Origin of the sequence: Limosilactobacillus vaginalis DSM 5837 = ATCC 49540 (assembly GCF_000159435.1) — a bacterium.
Lineage (GTDB): Bacteria > Bacillota > Bacilli > Lactobacillales > Lactobacillaceae > Limosilactobacillus > Limosilactobacillus vaginalis.
Genome location: NZ_GG693413.1, coordinates 116,212 through 135,962 on the forward strand (window position 1 = coordinate 116,212; position 19,751 = coordinate 135,962).

Here is a 19,751-nt window from a genome sequence, read left to right on the forward strand (position 1 = left end):
AAGGAGGAAAGTAGTTGTGGCATTAACAATTTCATTGGTAATCCTCGCCTTACTAATCGGTTTAGTTGGCGGTTTCTTTGGTGCTCGTCGTTACATGGAAAACTATCTCCGCAATAATCCACCTATTAGTGAAGAAATGTTGCGGACGATGATGTTGCAAATGGGCCAAAAGCCATCTAGTCGAAAGTTACATCAAATGATGCAAACCATGAAGGCACAAGCCAAAAAAGCAAACAAGTAACCTTATAAAATTAAAAAGAAACCAGAAATTTAATTTCCGGTTTCTTTTTCTTTAGAAATCATCGTCTTTTGGTTTAGGCGGCATGATGTATTTATAATTAGGATTGATTTGGTGATCTAACTCATCAAATGATTGCTGCATTTCACTCTCTAATTTAGCTTGACTTTCTTCGTCGAGTTTGTTCTTCCGGTCAATATAAATTGGCTTTCCAAAGGCAATGTGACGGGGATGCCGTTTGAATAATTCGCTAAATTTGAGAGGCCCTTGATACACTGCAGGAACTAGCGGAACGTTTGCTAATTTGGCAATTAATGTTGCACCGCCCTTTAATTTACTGGAATAACGAGAGCCTGATGGAAAAATAATTGTTGATAGATCAGTTTTTCGTAAGATTTGCACTGGCTTTTTTATTGCTGAAGGGCCAGGATGCTTGCGGTCAACCGGGAAGGCATTTAACTTTTTTAAAAAGTAAGCAGCAATTGGGTTCTTAAATAACTCTTTCTTTGCCATAAAGCTAAATTTTTTGGGGTAGATCGCAAGAGCAATTAAAACCGGATCCATCCATGTCCGATGGGGAGCAACAATGATATAATTACCGTCAGGTATATTTTCTTTATTATAAATTTTTGCTTTGCCATTGATTAGGTTTAAGAATGGTTGAACAATGGCAATAAGAAATGAATATAGCATAAAATCATCCAATCTAATCTGTATAATAACTGGCATTATTATGACTAAAAAAGTAACTCCTTGCAAGTCTAAAAGAGGTGAATAATAAATGGACGATGAGAATTTATTAAAGACAGACGAACGAATTGACCAACTATATAGTCAGGATGTTCAAATTATCCAGAATCCCCATTGCTTTGCTTTTTCTCTTGACGCGGTCTTGCTAGCTGACTTTGTTCGTCCTAATAAGAAGCGCCAGGCAAAAATTGTTGATCTTTGTGCTGGTAACGGTGCTATTGGCCTTTTTCTTCATAATAAGCTTGGTGGCCATTTTACAGAGGTCGAGTTGCAGAAACCAATTGCCAATATGGCAGAACGAACAATTAAGCTGAACCATCTTGAGGAACGCTATGATGTCTTAAATATGGACATTAAAGATATTTACAATAAAATTCCTAAGGATTCTGCGGATATCGTCTTGTGCAACCCGCCATATTTTCCTAACAACGAACATAGCAAAAAGAACCCTAATCGAGCTTTAGCGATTGCACGTCACGAAATCACAACTAACTTAACAATGGTTGTTGAAAAGATGAGTGGTTTATTGAAAATGAATGGTCGGGGATACCTGGTTCATAGGCCAGATCGCTTAGCGGAAATTTTGACTGAATTAACTAGCCACCGACTTGCACCCAAGCGAATTCGCTTTATTCACCCAAAGCCAGATCGGGAAGCTAATATCGTCTTAATTGAAGTAATTAAAGATGGTGGAACTGGTGGAATTCGGATTGTTCCACCATTAGTAGTTAACCAAGCCAATGGCCAATATGGGGCTGAGGTGCAACAATTACTATATGGAGACAAAAAGTAAACATTATTATATATACGTTCTTCACTGTGCTGATGAAAGTCTTTATTGCGGCTTTACCACTAACGTACAGAAGCGGTTCAATACTCATCAATCTTATAAGGGGGCTAAATATACCCGTGTAAAATCACGGCACCCGCTCCGATTGATGTATTGGTGCGAATACCCAACAAAGCATAAGGCGTTAAGTGCTGAATACCGTTTTAAGCACCAAAGCAGACGACAAAAGGAACGCTACCTCCATATAAGAGGAATTAAGATTTAAATTAATTCATTAAGTTAAGGATAAATGCTTGTCAGATGAGATGCTTTTTTGTATACTATATTTCGGTGTTAAACGCCAATTTCACACCCAATAGGATGGTGGCCAATGTGCTAATTTAGTTTGGCTGCCAGATGATTATTGGGGAGGAAAAAACATTTTGGAGGTACATATTTTATGTCTGTTGTTACTATGAAGCAATTGCTTGAAGCAGGTGTTCACTTCGGTCACCAAACTCGCCGTTGGAACCCAAAGATGGAAGAATACATCTTTACTGAACGTAACGGTATCTACATCATTGACTTACAAAAGACTGTTAAGTTAATCGATACTGCTTACAACTACATGAAGGATGTTGCTGCTGACGGCGGTGTTGTTCTTTTTGTTGGTACTAAGAAGCAAGCTCAAGATTCAATTGAAGAAGAAGCTACTCGTGCAGGTCAATACTACGTTAACCATCGTTGGTTAGGTGGTACCTTGACTAACTGGAAGACTATCCAATCACGGATCGCTCGTTTGAAGGAATTGAAGAAGATGTCCGAAGACGGCACTTTTGATGTTCTTCCAAAGAAGGAAGTTGCTGTTTTAACTAAGCAACGTGAAAAGCTTGAACGGTTCTTAGGCGGTATTGAAGACATGCCAAAGATCCCTGATGTAATGTTCATCGTGGACCCACACAAGGAACAAATTGCTGTTAAGGAAGCTCAAAAGCTTCACATTCCAATCGTTGCTATGGTTGATACTAACACCGACCCTGATGACATCGACTACGTAATTCCATCAAACGATGATGCTATTCGTGCCGTTCGTCTTATCACTTCAAAGATGGCTGATGCTGTTATCGAAGGTAAGCAAGGTCAAGATGACAACAAGCAAGCTGATGCTAACGATGCTGCCGAAGAAGAACACGAAGAAGTTTCTGAAGATTCATTAAAGAACCTTAAGGACAGCGTTGAAGGCAAGTAATTAAACGATAATTAAGTATTAAATACTTGGGCTGTTTGCGTACGGACCATTGTGGCCTGAGTACCAAATAGCCTTTTTTATTAAAAAAGTTAAACGAAGGAGAGATCTAATCATGGCTGAAATTAAAGCTGCTCAAGTTATGGAATTACGTAAGAAATCTGGTGCCGGTATCATGGATGCCAAGAAGGCATTAGTTGCTAGTGATGGTGACATGGATAAGGCAATGGACTACTTACGTGAAAAGGGTATTGCCAAGGCCGCTAAGAAGAGTGACCGTGTTGCTGCCGAAGGGTTAGCTGACATTGCTGTTAGTGGTAATACCGCTGCTATCGTTGAATTAAACTCAGAAACTGACTTTGTTGCTGCAAGTGACCCATTCAAGGACTTACTAAAGAAGGTTACTAAGTTGATCAGCGAAAACAAGCCTGCAAACGTGGAAGAAGCGCTTGCCATGAAGACCGAAAACGGTACTTTAAATGACGACTTGATCAGCACTACTCAAAAGACCGGTGAAAAGATTAGTCTTCGTCGTTTTGCAGTTGTTGAAAAGAACGATAACGACAGTTTTGGTGCATACCTTCACCAAGGTGGCCAAATTGCTGCTCTTGTTGTTCTTGAAGGTGGCAATGAAGATGCAGCTAAGGATGTTGCTATGCACGTTGCTGCTATCAACCCTGAATTCATGACTTGTGATGATGTATCTCAAGATCGTCTCGATCACGAACGCGAAGTCTTCAAGGAAGAAACCTTAAACGAAGGTAAGCCTGCTAAGATCGTTGACAAGATCGTTGAAGGTCGTTTAAACAAGTTCCTTTCACAAATTTGCTTGGCCGACCAAGACTTTGTTAAGAACCCAGACCAAACTGTTGCAGAATTTGTTTCTGCTAACAATGGTAAGTTGAAGTCATTTATTCGTTACGAAGTTGGTGAAGGAATCGAAAAGAAGCAAGATGACTTTGCTCAAGAAGTTAAGGATCAAATGAACTAAACAACGTTCGGCAAAAAAGGGCGTACTCTTTGAAGTGCGCCTTTTTTTGAAAATATTACCATTAGGAGGCAGGTTTATGTCAGACATTAAATACAATCGTGTCATTTTAAAGCTTAGTGGGGAAGCCCTTGCCGGTGAAAAAGGGTTCGGTATTAACCCACCAGTGCTTAAAGATGTTGCCAAGGAATTAAAGGAAGTTCATGAATTAGGTGTCCAAATTGCTATCGTCGTTGGTGGCGGAAACATGTGGCGTGGTGTTACCGGGGCAGAACTTGGTATGGAACGCGCCCAGGCTGACTACATTGGAATGTTAGCAACCATTATGAACGCACTATCTCTTCAAGATGCTCTGGAATCACTTGATGTTCCAACACGGGTACAAACCTCTATCGAAATGCGTCAAATTGCAGAACCATATATTCGACGGAAGGCTATTCGTCACCTTGAAAAGGATCGGATTGTGATTTTTGCTGGCGGTACGGGAAGCCCATACTTCTCAACTGATACTACCGCTGCATTGCGAGCAGCTGAAATTAATGCGGATGCTATCTTAATGGGAAAGAACGGTGTTGATGGTGTTTACAACGCTGATCCAAACAAGGATGCTAACGCTGTTAAGTTCGATCATCTAACCCACATGGATCTGATTGAAAAGAACCTCCATGTTATGGATACCACCGCAAGTTCACTTTCTATGGATAACCATATTCCGTTAGTTGTATTTAACCTAAACACTCCCGGAAATATTATGAAGGTTGTTAAGGGACAAGAAGTTGGAACCACGATTGAGGGGGATTAACCTATGGCTACAGGTAAACAAATCTTAGATGAAGCGAAGGACAAAATGGCAAAGTCCGGAGATGCATTACGCCGGACTTTAGCTGATATTCGTGCAGGACGAGCAAATGCGAGTCTGCTTAATGGAGTTAAAGTAGATTACTACGGCGCTCCAACACCACTTAACCAGGTGGCATCAATTACAATTCCTGAGGCACGTCAATTACTTGTTACTCCATATGACGAAAGCTCATTAGACAATATTGAAAAGGCAATCTATGCTGCTAACCTTGGCTTAACACCACAAAATGACGGTTCAGCAATTCGGATTCTAATTCCGCAATTAACTGAAGAACGGCGAAAAGAGCTTGTTAAGGATGTTAAGGCTGAACTTGAAAAAGCTAAGGTTGCTGTTCGAAATGTTCGTCGTGAAGCGATGGATGACCTGAAGAAGGGTAACAAAGACGGTGATTTCAATGATGATGAATTTCATGAGCTTGAAAAGAAAGTTCAGACTGAGACCGATAACGGGATCAAGAACCTTGAAAATATCGCTGCCGATAAGGAAAAAGAATTAATGGGCTAGATTAGTCTTAATTACTAACTAAGAGTAGGAAAACGAACTAGAAAGCTAGTTCATTCCCGCTCTTTTTTTGGTTGGGGTTGGCATTTCTCCTCAATACATTTATAATTGACAAGTAGTTTTTACTTTAAACATAAAATTTGTCTGGAGGAACTATTTTGTTTGGCAAAAAAGAAGGATCCTCGACTAGTAATGCGAAGTTAGATCCAAACCGAATTCCTAACCATATTGCGATTATTATGGATGGAAACGGTCGCTGGGCTCAAAAACGCCACTTACCACGTGTTGCAGGTCATAAACAGGGAATGCAGACCGTAAAGAATGTGACGATCGCTGCTAGTAAATTAGGGGTAAAGGTTCTATCACTCTATGCTTTTTCTACCGAGAATTGGAAACGGCCTTCGAGTGAGGTAAATTATTTGATGCAACTACCAATCAAGTTCTTTTCAACTTTTGTTCCAGAATTAGTTAAGCATAATGTTCGGGTGATGGTGATGGGTGACATTACTAAATTGCCCCAAGGAACTCAAAAAGCAGTTAATGATGCAATCGCTGACACAGCTGAGTGTGACGGGATGATCCTGAACTTTGCCTTAAACTATGGCAGTCGTGATGAAATCATTCGGGCAACTCAACAAATTGCAAAGAAAGTCGCTGCTAAAGAGATTAGTATTGATCAGATTGACGAACAGTTACTGTCTCAAAATATGATGACAGCTGACTTAGGTGAGTTAGCAGATCCCGACCTTCTTATCAGAACAAGTGGTGAGGAACGGATTAGTAATTTTATGCTCTGGCAAATCGCTTATAGTGAGTTAGAATTTACTGATGTTTACTGGCCTGATTTTGACCGGCATTCATTAGAAGATGCTATTGTTAAATTTCAGGGACGTCACCGTCGTTATGGTGGCTTAAAAAATAACTAAGTTTGGGGAGAATAATATTGAAAACACGGATAATAACAGCTGTTGTTGGTTTAGCAATCTTCATTCCGTTAATAGTTTATGGCCACTGGCCATTGACAATTGCCGCAATTGCACTTGGGATCGTTGCTATGAGTGAGATCTTAGCAATGAAGCGGATGTTCCTCATTTCATTTGAGGCAATCGTTTCTTACCTTGGAGTTGCACTATTAATCCTACCAGATAGTTGGTTAGACTTTTTACCAAGTGTTGCAACGCGATGGTTTGCATTCTATTTCTTGGTAATTTTGTTACTATTACATACGGTTATTAGAAAGCAACGGTTTACTTTTGATGATGCCGGTGTGCTAACTTTAGCGATGCTTTATATTGGATTAGGTTTTCGTTACTTTGTTGAAGCACGGGCAGTCAACTTCCAAACCTTACTATACGGGATGTTAATTGTTTGGATTACCGATAGTGGGGCATACTTAATCGGAAGAAAAATCGGGAAAAATAAATTAGCACCTAAGATTAGTCCAAACAAGACCTGGGAAGGATCGATTGGCGGGACAGTTTCTGCTACAATTCTGATTGCTATTTACTTACACTTTATTCCGGTTGGTGGATCTTTTATTCCAATGGTTTGCCTAACGTTAATTCTGTCAATTATGGGCCAGTTTGGTGATTTGATTGAATCATCACTTAAACGGTTCTATGGAGTAAAAGATTCTGGGAAAATTTTACCGGGACATGGCGGGATCCTTGACCGGTTTGATAGTATGTTAATCGTTATGCCAATGATGCACCTCTTAGGTATTATTTAGTTCTGAAAGAAGAGGGGATTTTGTGATAATAACAATCATCACCTTTATAATCGTTTTCGGAATACTGGTTTTAGTCCATGAATTTGGTCACTACTATTTCGCAAAACGAGCAGGGATCCTAGTCCGTGAATTTTCAATTGGAATGGGTCCCAAGATTTGGTGGAAACAATCCGGTGGCACGACGTATACGATTCGAATCTTGCCATTAGGGGGTTATGTTCGTCTTGCCGGTGCAGATGATGAGGACGAAGATGAGTTACGTCCAGGGACTCCGGTAACTATTCAGCTTAATGATCAGGATCAGGTCACTAATATTAATGCAAGTCAAAAGACAACATTGTTCCAAGGGATCCCGCTTCAAATTGTTGATTCTGATCTGGTTAACGATTTATGGATTAAGGGATACGTCAATGGCGATGAGAACGACTTGAAGGTTTATAATGTTGCTCATGATGCTTTAATTACTGAGCACGATGGCACCGTCGTTCAAATCGCACCTAAGGATGTCCAATTTAATTCTGCTAGTTTGCCAGCACGAATGATGACTAATTTTGCTGGTCCAATGAATAACTTTATTTTGTCTCTTGTTGTCTTTATTATTCTCGGCTTCCTCTTAAGCGGGGGAGTTCCGGTGAATAGCAATAAGGTCGGGCATGTTAATGCTAATTCAGTTGCTGCTCGAGCAGGCCTCGTAAGCGGTGATCGGATTAAGCAAGTCAACAATACTAAAATTAAAGATTGGACAGATTTATCAACTGCCATCTCTAGCCATCCAGGGAAAAAGATTACCGTAACTTATGAACACCAGGGAAAACAGCACACCACCACAATGGTTCCCAAAACAGTTAAACAGTCAGATCAGAAAGTTGGTCAGATTGGGATTCTTGAAGAAACGGATAAAAGTTTCTCAGCACGGCTTAATTTTGGTTGGCAACGGTTTGTTCAAGCAGGCACACTAATCTTTAGTGTCCTCGGCCACATGTTTACCCACGGCTTTTCATTAAATGATTTTGGTGGACCAGTTGCTATTTATGCAGGAACATCTCAAGCAACGTCGCTTGGCTTTACGGGTGTTTTGAATTTCTTAGCACTGCTTTCAATTAACCTTGGAATTGTTAACTTATTGCCAATTCCAGCGTTAGATGGCGGAAAACTATTATTAAATATCATTGAGGCGATTATTCGTCGCCCAATTCCGGAAAAGGCCGAGGGGATTGTGACAATGATTGGGTTCTTCTTGCTGCTAGTATTAATGATTTTGGTTACGTGGAATGACATTCAGCGTTATTTCATTCGATAAGGGAAAAGGAGTATTTTAATGCAACAATCAAAGATTTTAATTCCAACAAAAAAGGAAGCACCAAGTGATGCGGAAGCACTTAGCCATAAGATGATGGTCCGGGCTGGTTACATTTACCAAGTGTCCGCTGGTGTATGGGCTTACTTGCCAATGGCCTACCGGGTGATTCGGAAGGTTGAAAATATTATTCGTCAAGAAATGGAGAAAGCTGGTGCGGTTGAAATGATGATGCCAGCGCTCCTTCCTGCTGACTTGTGGAAAGAATCTGGTCGGTATGAAAGCTATGGCGATAACTTATTTAAGTTAAAGGATCGGCGTGATCGTGACTTTATCATGGGGCCAACTCATGAAGAAACATTTACTGAAGTTATTCGTGACAGTATTAAGTCATACAAGAAGCTGCCATTAGTTGTTTACCAACTACAAGATAAATTCCGTGATGAAGATCGCCCTCGTTACGGGATCCTTCGTGGTAAGGAATTTGAAATGCTTGATGGTTATTCATTTTCTGCTGATCAAGCTGGCTTAGACCAAGCCTATGATCTTCAAGCAAGAGCATACCGTAATATTTTTGACCGGATTGGCTTAGACTACAAGGTGATCCTGGCTGACTCAGGAACAATGGGTGGTAAGAACTCACAAGAATTTTCCGCTCCAGCAGAGGTTGGTGAGGATATCATTGCTTATACTGATGGGGATTACGCTGCTAACTTGGAAAAGGCTACTAGTAAGTTTACCGGTGTTCAACAAACCGCTGAACCTGAAAAACTTGAAAAGAAGCCAACCCCAGGGGCTCACAGTGTCGACGAGGCTGCGGAAAGTCTTGGAATAGACTCAAATCAGATCATTAAGACAATGTTCTACATGGCCAAAATGAGTGAAGAGGAAACACAGCCAGTTCTTGTTTTGATGCGCGGCAATGATGAAGTTAACGAGGCCAAGTTGAAGGATGAACTAGGCTGTGAAGAATTAGAGTTAGCTGACGAAGAAGATGCTGTGAAATATCTGGGAGCACATCCGGGTTCACTTGGTCCAGTTGGTGTTGGTGAAGATGTTAAAATCTATGCTGACAATTACGTTAAGGTAATGGTTAATATGGCTTGTGGTGCTAATGATGATGGTCACCACTATATTAATGCCAATATTGATCGTGACTTCTGTGTTGATCAATTCGGTGATTTCCGTAACGTTAAGGAAGGCGAAATTGCACCGGATGGCCATCCAATCAAGTTCACACCAGGGATTGAAATCGGTCATATCTTTAAGTTAGGGACTCATTATTCGAAGAAGCTTGGTGCACAAGTACTCGATAACAACGGTCGGTTAGTTGATGTTATTATGGGGAGCTACGGGATTGGTGTTAGCCGGTTGCTTTCTGCGGTTGCTGAACAAACAGCTGATGACAACGGACTAGTTTGGCCTGACAGTATTGCGCCATTTGATGTTCATGTAATTCCTGTAAATGCCAAGAAAGCAGATCAAATGGAAATGGCAAATGAACTTACAGTGGCTCTTGAAAAGGCTGGTTATGATGTCTTAGTAGATGACCGTAAGGAACGTGCTGGTGTTAAGTTTGCCGACTCTGACTTAATTGGGATTCCAATTCGAATTACTGTTGGTAAGAAGGCTTCAGATGGTATTGTTGAAGTTAAGATCCGGAAAACCGGTGAAACAGTTGAGGTTAAGACTGAAGAAGTCGTTAATACTGTTGCTATCTTGCTCAAGCAACTTAGTGGACAAGACGATGCTGAAGCTAAATAATTAGTCTAATCATTAATTGGTGGTGACGATGGTAGAATTTAATTTATCAACGCGCCACTTTTTTATTGTAGGAGGATAAAAAGTGAGTTTATCACGACAAGAATTATTTCAAAAGCTACTTGAACAAATTCACTTTCCCGAAAAAGATAACCCTGCCTTTCGTGATGCAAAGGTTCAATCTGTCGTAGTTCATAAGGATTCGCGTCTATGGGAATTTCATTTAATGCTCCGACAGCCGTTACCATTTAACCTTTTTAGTGAATTTTCAAACGCGTTAACAATGGGTTTTCGGGATATTGCTAATACGCGAGTGAAAATTAGTAGTCCAATGACCGATCTTGATCCCAAGCTAATTGGTGATTACTGGGAATATGTAGTCCGCCAAACAGCTCCCGATTCACCGATGACTCAGCAAGTTTGTACACAGACATCACCTGAAGTTAGGGATGGTCGGGTAACTCTTGTTATTGAAAATGAGATGATGAAGGACTTCCTTACTAAAAATGTCTTAGGAAAGATTGAAGAGGATTATGTTGACCTTGGTTTTCCTAAATTTCGGATTCACCCGTTCGTCGATGAATCTGCTTCGGAAGCCCGGATTAAGGAACTAAAGGCTAAGCATGAAGCGGATGATGCTGCCCTTGCTGCTAAGGCGATGGAACAGATTAAAAAGAATAATGTTGCTAAAAAGAAAAAGCAGCAAAGCAACGTGGCACCTGCCGATGGACCTGTTCAACTTGGTCGGGTAATTAATGATTCCCAAGAAGTTAAGCAGATGAAAGATATTGCTGAGGAAGAGCGTTCGGTTGTTGTTGAGGGATATGTCTTTAGCACTGAAGTACGGGAACTACGCTCAGGTCGGCAATTATTGACATTTGAAATTACTGACTATACTTCTTCGTTTGCGGTAAAGAAGTTCTCCCGTAATGAAGCTGATGAAGCCCAATTTGCAAATATCAAAGAGGGAATGTGGCTTAAAGTTCGTGGCCCGGTGCAAGAAGATACGTGGATGCATGATTTAGTTATTAATGCTTTTGACATTAATGAAATTAAGCATGAAGAGCGTCAGGATAAGGCGCCAGCTGATGATAAGCGAATTGAATTACATGCTCATTCAGAAATGAGTCAAATGGATGCCACTAATTCAATTACCGAATTAGCTAACCGTGCTCATTCGTGGGGCCAGCCTGCAATTGCAATTACTGATCATGCGGACGTTCAAGCATTTCCAGAAGCATTCAAGGCGGCTAAAAAAACAGGGATCAAAATGCTTTACGGTGTGGAAGCAAACGTGGTTGATGACGGGATCCCGTTAGTGTATAACGAAAATGATACACCGCTAGATGGTCAGACATATGTTATCTTTGATGTTGAAACGACGGGACTTTCAGCAATTTATGATAAGGTAATTGAACTTTCCGCTTCGAAGATGAAAGATGGTGAAGTCTTGGAGCGGTTCGATGAATTTATTGATCCTGGTTTCCCCCTTTCTGAACAGACAACTAACCTAACATCAATTACTGATGAGATGGTTCAAGGTTCAAAAAGCGAGGAAGAAGTCTTCAGAATGTTTAGGGACTTCTGTGAAGGGTGTATTATTGCTGGTCACAACGTTTCCTTTGATATGGGATTCATGAATACCGGTTATCGTCGTCATAATATGGAAGAGATTACGGCCCCCGTTATTGATACTTTGCCGTTAGCACGATTTCTCTATCCGCATATGCGTGGATACCGTTTGAATACCTTAAGTAAGAAATTCAAGGTTGCTCTTGAACACCACCACCGAGCAAATTACGATGCTGAGGCAACAGGGAAGCTGCTGCATATCTTCTTAAAGGATGCGGAAAAACGGTATGGAATTAAATTAATCAGTGATTTGAACAAACATATGACTGATAACGATGCTTACCGGCATGCACGGCCATTTCATGTTACGATTCTTGCCCAGACTCAAGCAGGGCTGAAAAACCTCTATAAGTTGGTTTCACTGTCTAACGTTAAGTATTTTGCGCGAGTACCGCGGATTCCGCGTAGTGTTCTAACTAAGTTTCGCCAGGGACTCCTTTTGGGCACTGCCTGCTCTTCTGGTGAAGTATTTACCGCAATGATGGAAAAAGGATTTGCTGAAGCTGAGCGAAAGGCTAAGTATTATGACTTTATTGAAGTTCAGCCGAAACCTAATTACCAGCCATTATTAGAGCAGAAGGTCATTGCTGATGATGCCCACTTGGAAGATATTCTGAAGAACATGGTTAAACTAGGTGAAAACTTAAAGAAACCAGTTGTCGCAACGGGGGATGTCCACTATTTGGATGCTCACGATGCCATTTACCGTAAGATCCTCATCAATTCTCAAGGTGGTGCTAATCCGCTTAACCGGACTAGAAGACCAGATGTTCATTTCAGAACAACAGATGAGATGCTCAATGAATTTAGTTTTCTTGGTGCTGATAAAGCACATCAAATCGTTGTCACAAATACCCATCAGGTTGCTGATATGATTGATGACGGCATTTGCCCAGTCAAGGATAAGCTTTACACTCCCCATATGAAGGGAGCAGAACAAGAAATTCAAGATCGTACTTGGGACACTGCTAAGAAATGGTATGGTGATCCGTTACCAAAGATTGTTCAAGACCGGGTTGATCTTGAGTTAAATAGTATTGTTAAAAACGGGTTCTCGGTAATTTATCTGATTGCTCAACGGCTAGTAGCAAAGTCAAATAAGGACGGTTATTTGGTAGGTTCTCGGGGATCCGTTGGTTCAAGTGTGGTTGCTACGCTTTCTGGAATCACAGAGGTTAATCCGTTGCCGCCACACTACCGATGCCCTAAGTGTCATTATTCTCATTTCTATACCAAGGGTGAATATAGTTCAGGATTTGACCTTCCAGAAAAGAAGTGTCCTAAGTGCGGGACACTGCTGGTTAAGGATGGTCATGATATTCCGTTCCAAACTTTCTTAGGATTTAAGGGAAATAAGGTTCCGGATATTGATTTGAACTTCTCCGGAGACTATCAGCCAATTGCTCACAACTACATGAAAGTGCTATTCGGTGAAAAGAATGTCTTTCGTGCTGGAACAATTGGTACTGTCGCCGATAAGACTGCCTATGGTTATGTTAAGGCTTATGAACGTGATACAGATAAGCAGTTCCGGGGAGCAGAAGAGGACCGGCTTTCTCATGGTGCTACCGGTGTTAAACGAACGACAGGACAGCACCCGGCCGGAATTATTATTGTTCCTGATGATATGGAGATTTACGACTTTACGCCAGTTCAATACCCGGCTGATGATCAAGAAGCGGCTTGGGAAACAACCCACTTCGATTTCCACTCCATTCACGATAATATTTTAAAGATGGATATTTTAGGTCATGATGATCCGACGATGATTCGTGCCTTGCAAGATTTATCCGGGGTTGATCCACAAACTATTCCGATGAATGATCCGGGCGTAATGAGTTTATTCTCTAGTCCTGAGGCGTTAGGGGTAAGTGAAGAACAGATCCAGAGTAAAACTGGAACTCTTGGTTTACCAGAATTCGGGACCCGTTTTGTTCGGGGAATGCTTGAGGATACCCACCCAAAGAACTATTCGCAACTCCTGCAAATATCTGGACTTTCTCACGGAACGGGCGTGTGGTTGGACAACGCTCAAGAGTTAATTAAACAAGGGGTCGCAACAATTGCCAATGTGATCGGATGTCGGGACAACATTATGACCGACTTAATTCACTATGGCCTTGATTCTGAAACCTCATTCCAAGTGATGGAATCAGTTCGTCATGGTCGAGGAATCCCTGATGATTGGCAAAAGAAAATGCGTGAGGCTAACGTTCCGCAATGGTACATGGATTCATGTTTGAAGATTAAATACATGTTCCCACGAGCACACGCGGCCGCCTATGTTTTGATGGCATTACGGATTGCCTACTTTAAGGTATACTTCCCGCTTGTTTATTACTGTGCATTCTTCTCTGTTCGTGCTGATGACTTTGACGTGGTTGCAATGTCACACGGTAAAGACGCTGTTAAGACACGGATGAAAGAGATTAATTCTCAAGGAAACGATGCAAGTGCTAAGGACAAGAGTTTATTGACGATCCTTGAATTAGCTAATGAAATGTTAGAGCGGGGCTTTAAGTTCAAGATGGTTGATCTTGAGCGATCTGATGCAAGTAACTGGTTAATTGATGGTAACACATTAATTGCTCCATTCCGCGCAGTTCCTGGTTTGGGATTAAACGTTGCCAAGCAGATTGTTGCTGCTCGTGAAGAAAAGAAGTTCTTATCGAAGCAAGATCTAGCTGAGCGAGGAAAGGTTTCGCAGACAATTATAGATTTTCTTACCCAGAATCATGTCTTGGACGGACTGCCGGACGAGAACCAATTAAGCCTGTTCTAGGGATAGTTGCTTGCTAGTTTAGTGAGTTCATGCTACAATTAATTATGGTAAATAACTCGTTGGAGTGAGCAGAGATGCTCGCTCTTTTTATTGCAAATAATGGAGGTGACGCAGTTGAGCAATGTCGTTGAAATAGTAAGCGGATTAGCTAAGCCGATTTTAGCCAAACATGATTGCTACCTTTACGATCTTGAATTCGTTAAGGAAGGTAAAAGCTGGTACTTACGGGTTTATGTTGATAAGGATGGGGGAGTTACCCTAGAAGACTGTGCTGATATTAGTGATGAATTGAGTGAGGCGCTTGATAATACCGAGCCTGATCCAATTCCTCAGGCATATTTCCTTGAGGTATCTTCTCCTGGTGCCGAACGTCCATTGAAGAAGGAAGCTGATTATGAGCGGGCAATCAATGATTACATTCACGTTTCCCTTTACCAGCAGATAGAAGGAAAAAAGGCATACGAGGGAACGCTGGTTGAACTTACGCCTGACGAACTAACATTGGAATACATGGATAAGACTCGTCAGCGTCGAATTAAGATTGAACGTAAAATGATCGCGCAAGCACGATTAGCAATCGACTTTAGCAAGATTTAAAGGGAGTGTTAAAAGGTGAGCAAAGCAAAAACAAACACTGAAATGATCGCTGCTCTTGATTACTTAGAGAAAGAAAAGGGAATCAAGAAGGAAATTGTTATTGAAGCCTTAGAACAGGCTTTGGAACTCGCATATAAGCAAAATTATGGTGAAAAGAACGTTGAAGTTGACTTTGACGGGGTTACTGGTAATATCAAGGTTTATGCTGTTAAGACGATTACCGATAACGAAGACCTGGTTGAGGAAGATGACAACGAGTATATGAGCCTTGCTGATGCGCGGAAGTTGCCACATGGTCAAGGATACGATGTTGGTGATGAGATTCGTGAAGAAGTTACACCACGTGATTTTGGTCGAATTGCAGCCCAAACAGCAAAGCAAGTGGTAATGCAACGGTTACGCGAAGAAGAACGCAAGATCATCTATAATAAGTACAAGACTTATGAGAATGAAATCATTACCGGTGAAGTTTCTCGTGAGGACAAACGTTTTACTTGGGTTGACCTTGGTGATGGTGTTGAAGGTGCCATGGGTTACCGGGACAAGATGCCTAATGAACACTACCACATTCATGACCGGATCCAAGTTTACGTTTCGAAAGTAAATGATGATCGTCATGGCCCGCAAATCTTTGTCAGCCGGACAGCTCCAGAATTATTGAAGCGGTTATTCGAACGAGAAGTTCCAGAAATTAAGGACGGGACAGTCTTAATTGAAAATATTGCTCGTGAAGCTGGGGATCGTGCTAAGGTAGCTGTTTATTCTAACGATCCAAACGTTGATCCCGTTGGTACTTGTGTCGGCCCTCGTGGTTCACGTGTTCAGGCAATTGTTAATGAGCTTGATGGCGAGAACATGGATATTGTTGAATATGTTAAGGACCCGGCTCAATTTATTGCTAATGCCCTCAACCCGGCAGAAGTTTTAGACGTTATTTTTAATGAACCGGAAGCTCCAGTTACTGAAGAACAACCAGAAGAAAATTCAACTGATGATTCTGTAACGGAGACTAGCGACACATCAACTGAAGCAGAGAGTACTGAAGAAGAACCGGTCGCAACAACTGAAGAGCGTTCATGCACGGTTGTAGTTCCCGATAGTCAGCTCTCACTTGCAATTGGTAAGCGGGGTCAAAATGCCCGGTTGGCTGCTCGATTAACAAAGTATAAGATCGATATTAAACCGGCTTCTGAGATGGAAGACAATACTGATACACTCGAAGAAGAAACTGACGCTTCAGAAGATTAAAGCAGCGGGGTGAAATAAATGAAAAAGAGAAAAGTACCGATGCGTAAAGATATTGTTACTGGCGAAATGATGCCGAAACGACAATTGATCCGAGTAGTTAAGAATAAGGAAGGCGAAGTTACGCTTGATCCGACCGGTAAAAAGTCTGGTCGGGGAGCCTACATTGCTGTAGATGTAAAGATTGCTAAACGAGCAAAAGAAGAAAAAACTTTCGAAAAAGCCTTTCATGTTAAGTTGGATGATTCATTCTATGATGAATTAATTCAATACACGGATCACCTTCAAGCACGACAAGCTTTATTTGGTAACAATGAAAAATAATCAACAATCCGTTTTAAACTTACTCGGATTAGCACGCCGCGCCAAACAACTTCAAAGTGGCGAGGGCAGTGTCTTAAAATTAATTCAAACAGAAAAAGCCCAGTTTGTTTTCTTAGCTCAGGATGCTGGATCAGCAACACTAAAGAAGTTTACGGATAAATGCACCTTCTACAAGGTTCCACTCTGTACGCTTTTTACTAAAAAACAACTAAGTCAAGCAATTGGACAGTCAAGAACTGTTATTTGTGTAACGCAATCTGGATTTGCAAGAAAGTTTGAGGAACTACTAACGATGAATTAAGGAGCGTGAGTACATGGCCAAAGAACGAATTTATGAATTAGCCAAAGAACTCAAGATGCCAAGCAAGAGCCTTGTAAAGGTAGCTAAGGATCAAGGAATGGATATTAAAAGCCATATGTCATCTGTGACACCTGATCAAGCACAAAAGTTACGCCAAGTTGTTAAGGGGAACAACCAAAAGGGCGCTAACCAGCCAAAACAACAGGCTAAGCATCACGAAAAGAATTCTCAGGCAAAAGCAGGTCATAAGGGAAACAAACAATCAACCAATCAAGCTAACCATAACAAGAAAAATGAATATCATGATCAAAAGCACCATGATAAGAACCATTCTTCTAAGCAAACTAACCAAAACAATAACCGTCATCAAAATGACAATAACGGCCGCTTTGGTGGCAGCTTGAATGAATCTGGTCGAAAGGGTAAGCGGTTTAACAAGAAGAACAAGAAGCGGAACAAGAAACATAACAATAATGGTCGTCTTCGTGAGGTTAAGCACCAACAACCTACTCAGCGAAAGGATAAGCCATTACCGGATGTTCTTGAATATACCGAGGGAATGAATGCGCAAGATCTTGGAAAGATTTTGCACCGTTCACCAGCAGAAATTATTAAAAAGCTCTTTATGCTCGGTGTAATGATTAATCAAAACCAGTCCTTAGATAAAGATACGATTGAATTGTTAGCTACTGATTATGGTATTGAAGCTAAGGAAAAGGTTGAAGAAGATATTTCAGATATCGACAAGATGTTTGAAGAAGAGCAAAATAACACGGATCACTTAGTTTCTCGTCCACCGGTTGTTACTGTTATGGGACACGTTGACCATGGTAAGACTACGTTGCTTGATAAGCTTCGTCACTCACATGTTACTGAACATGAAGCTGGGGGAATTACTCAGGAGATCGGTGCTTACCAAGTTCATTACAAGGATAACCTAATTACATTCTTGGATACGCCAGGACACGCTGCCTTTACTGAAATGCGTGCTCGGGGTGCTAATATTACTGATATTACCGTGTTGGTTGTTGCCGCTGATGACGGTGTTATGCCACAGACTGTTGAAGCTATCCACCACGCTCAAGCCGCTAAGACACCGATTATTGTTGCAGTTAACAAGATCGATAAGCCAGGTGCCAATCCAGAACGGGTAATTGAGGAATTAGCTAAGTACAACCTGATTCCAGAAGACTGGGGTGGTGACACGATCTTTGTTAACATCTCAGCTAAGTTTGGGAAGAATATTGATGAATTGCTTGATATGATTCAACTCCAAGCTGAAATGATGGAATTGAAGGCTAACCCAGATCAAAACGCTGCTGGTTCCGTTGTTGAAGCACGACTTGATCAAGGTAAGGGTTCCGTTGCCACTGTTCTGGTACAACAAGGAACTTTACATGTTGGTGACCCAATTGTTGTTGGAAATACCTATGGTCGTGTTCGGACAATGACAAACGAAAATGGTCGGCGAATTAAGGAAGCTACCCCATCAACTCCTGTCGAGATTACTGGGCTTAATTCTGTTCCGGAAGCTGGGGATCGCTTTATTGTCTTTGACGATGAAAAGACCGCCCGTGCTGCTGGTGAGAAGCGTGCAGAACAAGCACAAGAAGAAGAGCGGAAGCGGACTTCTCACGTTACATTGGACAACTTATTTGATACGATGAAGAAGGGACAAATGAAGACCCTCCCATTAATCATTAAGGCCGATGTTCAAGGTTCAGTAGAAGCACTTAGTCAAAGTCTTCAAAAGATTAAGGTTGATGGTGTTCGGGTCGATATAATTCACCAAGCTGTTGGTGCAATTAATGAATCCGATGTAACATTAGCTGAAGCTTCTAATGCCGTTATTATTGGTTTCAATGTTCGGCCAACTTCACTTGCTAAATCGTTAGCTGATTCAAATAAAATTGATATTCGTCTCCACCAAGTGATCTACAACGCAATTGAAGAAGTTGAAGACGCAATGAAGGGGATGCTTGAACCGGTTTATAAAGAAGAAACTATTGGTCAAGTTGAAGTTCGGCAAATCTACAAGGCTTCTAAGGTCGGGACAATTGCTGGGGGAATGGTAACTTCTGGTAAGATTACCCGTGATTCTAAGGTTCGGCTTGTTCGTGACGGAATCGTCGTTTATAGCGGTGAACTTGGTAGCTTGAAGCGGTTCAAGGATGACGTTAAGGAAGTTAAGGCCGGCTTTGAATGTGGTTTGACAATTCAAAACTACAATGACATTAAGGAAAATGATGTTATTGAAGCCTACCAAATGAAAGAAGTACCAGTTAAGTAAACCGAGGTGAATAAAATGCCTAATAAACAATATCGAGTTGATCGGTTAGCCCAAGAAATTCAGCGCGAGGTTGACGATATTCTTTTGAAGCGAGTTCGTGACCCGCGTGTACAAGGGGTAACCATTACTGGTGTAGATGTTACTGGTGATCTTCAACAAGCAACCATCTATTACAGTATCTTGTCCGACAAGGCTTCTGATATGGAAAAGGTTCAAGCCGGGTTAGACAAGGCAACCGGATTGATTCGGAGTGAATTGGGTGCACGGTTGAACATCTTCAAAACACCTGAAATTAAATTTGAACGAGATAAATCAATTGCCTATGGAAGTCGAATTGATCAGCTGATCAATAAGCTTCACCAGCAAGAACAAGATAAGTAATTAAGGATGAACGAGCTGGGAGCTTTCTCTTAGTTCGTTTTTTTATGGAGAGAATCAT

At 41.3% G+C, this 19,751-nt stretch carries 19 protein-coding genes; 18 read left to right on the forward strand and 1 reads right to left on the reverse strand.

Going from position 1 to position 19,751, the window contains the following annotated elements:
- Positions 1–16 precede the first annotated feature (16 nt).
- Positions 17–241 (forward strand): YneF family protein, encoded by a 225-nt coding sequence (locus HMPREF0549_RS03750; protein ID WP_003716917.1) that lies wholly within the window; start codon positions 17–19, stop codon positions 239–241.
- A 51-nt stretch (positions 242–292) separates the two neighbouring features.
- Here HMPREF0549_RS03750 and HMPREF0549_RS03755 read toward each other — a convergent pair whose 3' ends face one another.
- The gene (locus tag HMPREF0549_RS03755; protein ID WP_040531084.1) at positions 293–931 is read right to left on the reverse strand and encodes a lysophospholipid acyltransferase family protein; all 639 of its coding nucleotides are present in this window, start codon (positions 929–931) and stop codon (positions 293–295) included.
- A gap of 88 nt (positions 932–1,019) precedes the next feature.
- On the opposite strand from HMPREF0549_RS03755, the gene HMPREF0549_RS03760 reads away from it, so the two are divergent.
- The 17 genes from HMPREF0549_RS03760 (at position 1,020) to rbfA (ending at position 19,693) form a co-directional block, all read left to right on the forward strand.
- Positions 1,020–1,781: a tRNA1(Val) (adenine(37)-N6)-methyltransferase gene (locus tag HMPREF0549_RS03760; RefSeq protein ID WP_003716919.1), complete on the forward strand. Its 762-nt coding sequence runs from the start codon at positions 1,020–1,022 to the stop codon at positions 1,779–1,781.
- A complete protein-coding gene (locus tag HMPREF0549_RS09485) occupies positions 1,765–2,043 on the forward strand; it encodes a GIY-YIG nuclease family protein (protein WP_081446181.1) in 279 nt (92 codons plus the stop codon). Before HMPREF0549_RS03760 ends, HMPREF0549_RS09485 begins: the two co-directional genes overlap by 17 nt.
- A 174-nt stretch (positions 2,044–2,217) precedes the next feature.
- Positions 2,218–3,006: a 30S ribosomal protein S2 gene (rpsB, locus tag HMPREF0549_RS03765; protein WP_003716920.1), complete on the forward strand. Its 789-nt coding sequence runs from the start codon at positions 2,218–2,220 to the stop codon at positions 3,004–3,006.
- Between the two features lie 112 nt (positions 3,007–3,118).
- The gene (gene tsf / locus HMPREF0549_RS03770) at positions 3,119–3,994 is read left to right on the forward strand and encodes a translation elongation factor Ts (protein WP_040531087.1); all 876 of its coding nucleotides are present in this window, start codon (positions 3,119–3,121) and stop codon (positions 3,992–3,994) included.
- Positions 3,995–4,070: 76 nt separating this feature from the next.
- Positions 4,071–4,793, forward strand: a complete 723-nt coding sequence (gene pyrH / locus HMPREF0549_RS03775) for a UMP kinase (RefSeq protein WP_003716922.1) — start codon at positions 4,071–4,073, stop codon at positions 4,791–4,793.
- A gap of 3 nt (positions 4,794–4,796) precedes the next feature.
- On the forward strand, positions 4,797–5,357 hold the full coding sequence (gene frr / locus HMPREF0549_RS03780; RefSeq protein WP_003716923.1) for a ribosome recycling factor: 561 nt from the start codon (positions 4,797–4,799) through the stop codon (positions 5,355–5,357).
- A 155-nt stretch (positions 5,358–5,512) separates the two neighbouring features.
- Positions 5,513–6,280 (forward strand): undecaprenyl pyrophosphate synthase, encoded by a 768-nt coding sequence (gene uppS, locus HMPREF0549_RS03785; protein WP_040531090.1) that lies wholly within the window; start codon positions 5,513–5,515, stop codon positions 6,278–6,280.
- Between the two features lie 17 nt (positions 6,281–6,297).
- The gene (locus tag HMPREF0549_RS03790; RefSeq protein ID WP_040531093.1) at positions 6,298–7,083 is read left to right on the forward strand and encodes a phosphatidate cytidylyltransferase; all 786 of its coding nucleotides are present in this window, start codon (positions 6,298–6,300) and stop codon (positions 7,081–7,083) included.
- A gap of 22 nt (positions 7,084–7,105) precedes the next feature.
- On the forward strand, positions 7,106–8,383 hold the full coding sequence (gene rseP, locus HMPREF0549_RS03795; RefSeq protein WP_003716926.1) for an RIP metalloprotease RseP: 1,278 nt from the start codon (positions 7,106–7,108) through the stop codon (positions 8,381–8,383).
- A gap of 18 nt (positions 8,384–8,401) precedes the next feature.
- Positions 8,402–10,144: a proline--tRNA ligase gene (locus HMPREF0549_RS03800; RefSeq protein ID WP_003716927.1), complete on the forward strand. Its 1,743-nt coding sequence runs from the start codon at positions 8,402–8,404 to the stop codon at positions 10,142–10,144.
- 82 nt (positions 10,145–10,226) lie between these two features.
- A complete protein-coding gene (locus HMPREF0549_RS03805) occupies positions 10,227–14,555 on the forward strand; it encodes a PolC-type DNA polymerase III (protein ID WP_003716928.1) in 4,329 nt (1,442 codons plus the stop codon).
- A gap of 114 nt (positions 14,556–14,669) precedes the next feature.
- A complete protein-coding gene (rimP, locus tag HMPREF0549_RS03810) occupies positions 14,670–15,152 on the forward strand; it encodes a ribosome maturation factor RimP (RefSeq protein WP_040531095.1) in 483 nt (160 codons plus the stop codon).
- A 15-nt stretch (positions 15,153–15,167) separates the two neighbouring features.
- On the forward strand, positions 15,168–16,400 hold the full coding sequence (gene nusA, locus HMPREF0549_RS03815; protein WP_003716930.1) for a transcription termination factor NusA: 1,233 nt from the start codon (positions 15,168–15,170) through the stop codon (positions 16,398–16,400).
- An 18-nt stretch (positions 16,401–16,418) separates the two neighbouring features.
- Complete coding sequence (rnpM, locus tag HMPREF0549_RS03820; protein WP_003716931.1) at positions 16,419–16,721, forward strand: RNase P modulator RnpM; 303 nt, start codon at positions 16,419–16,421, stop codon at positions 16,719–16,721.
- Positions 16,711–17,022, forward strand: a complete 312-nt coding sequence (locus HMPREF0549_RS03825; RefSeq protein ID WP_003716932.1) for a L7Ae/L30e/S12e/Gadd45 family ribosomal protein — start codon at positions 16,711–16,713, stop codon at positions 17,020–17,022. The genes rnpM and HMPREF0549_RS03825 overlap by 11 nt, the downstream gene beginning before the upstream one ends.
- 13 nt (positions 17,023–17,035) lie before the next feature.
- Positions 17,036–19,312 (forward strand): translation initiation factor IF-2, encoded by a 2,277-nt coding sequence (gene infB / locus HMPREF0549_RS03830; RefSeq protein WP_003716933.1) that lies wholly within the window; start codon positions 17,036–17,038, stop codon positions 19,310–19,312.
- 15 nt (positions 19,313–19,327) lie between these two features.
- The gene (rbfA, locus tag HMPREF0549_RS03835) at positions 19,328–19,693 is read left to right on the forward strand and encodes a 30S ribosome-binding factor RbfA (RefSeq protein WP_003716934.1); all 366 of its coding nucleotides are present in this window, start codon (positions 19,328–19,330) and stop codon (positions 19,691–19,693) included.
- Positions 19,694–19,751: the final 58 nt, after the last annotated feature.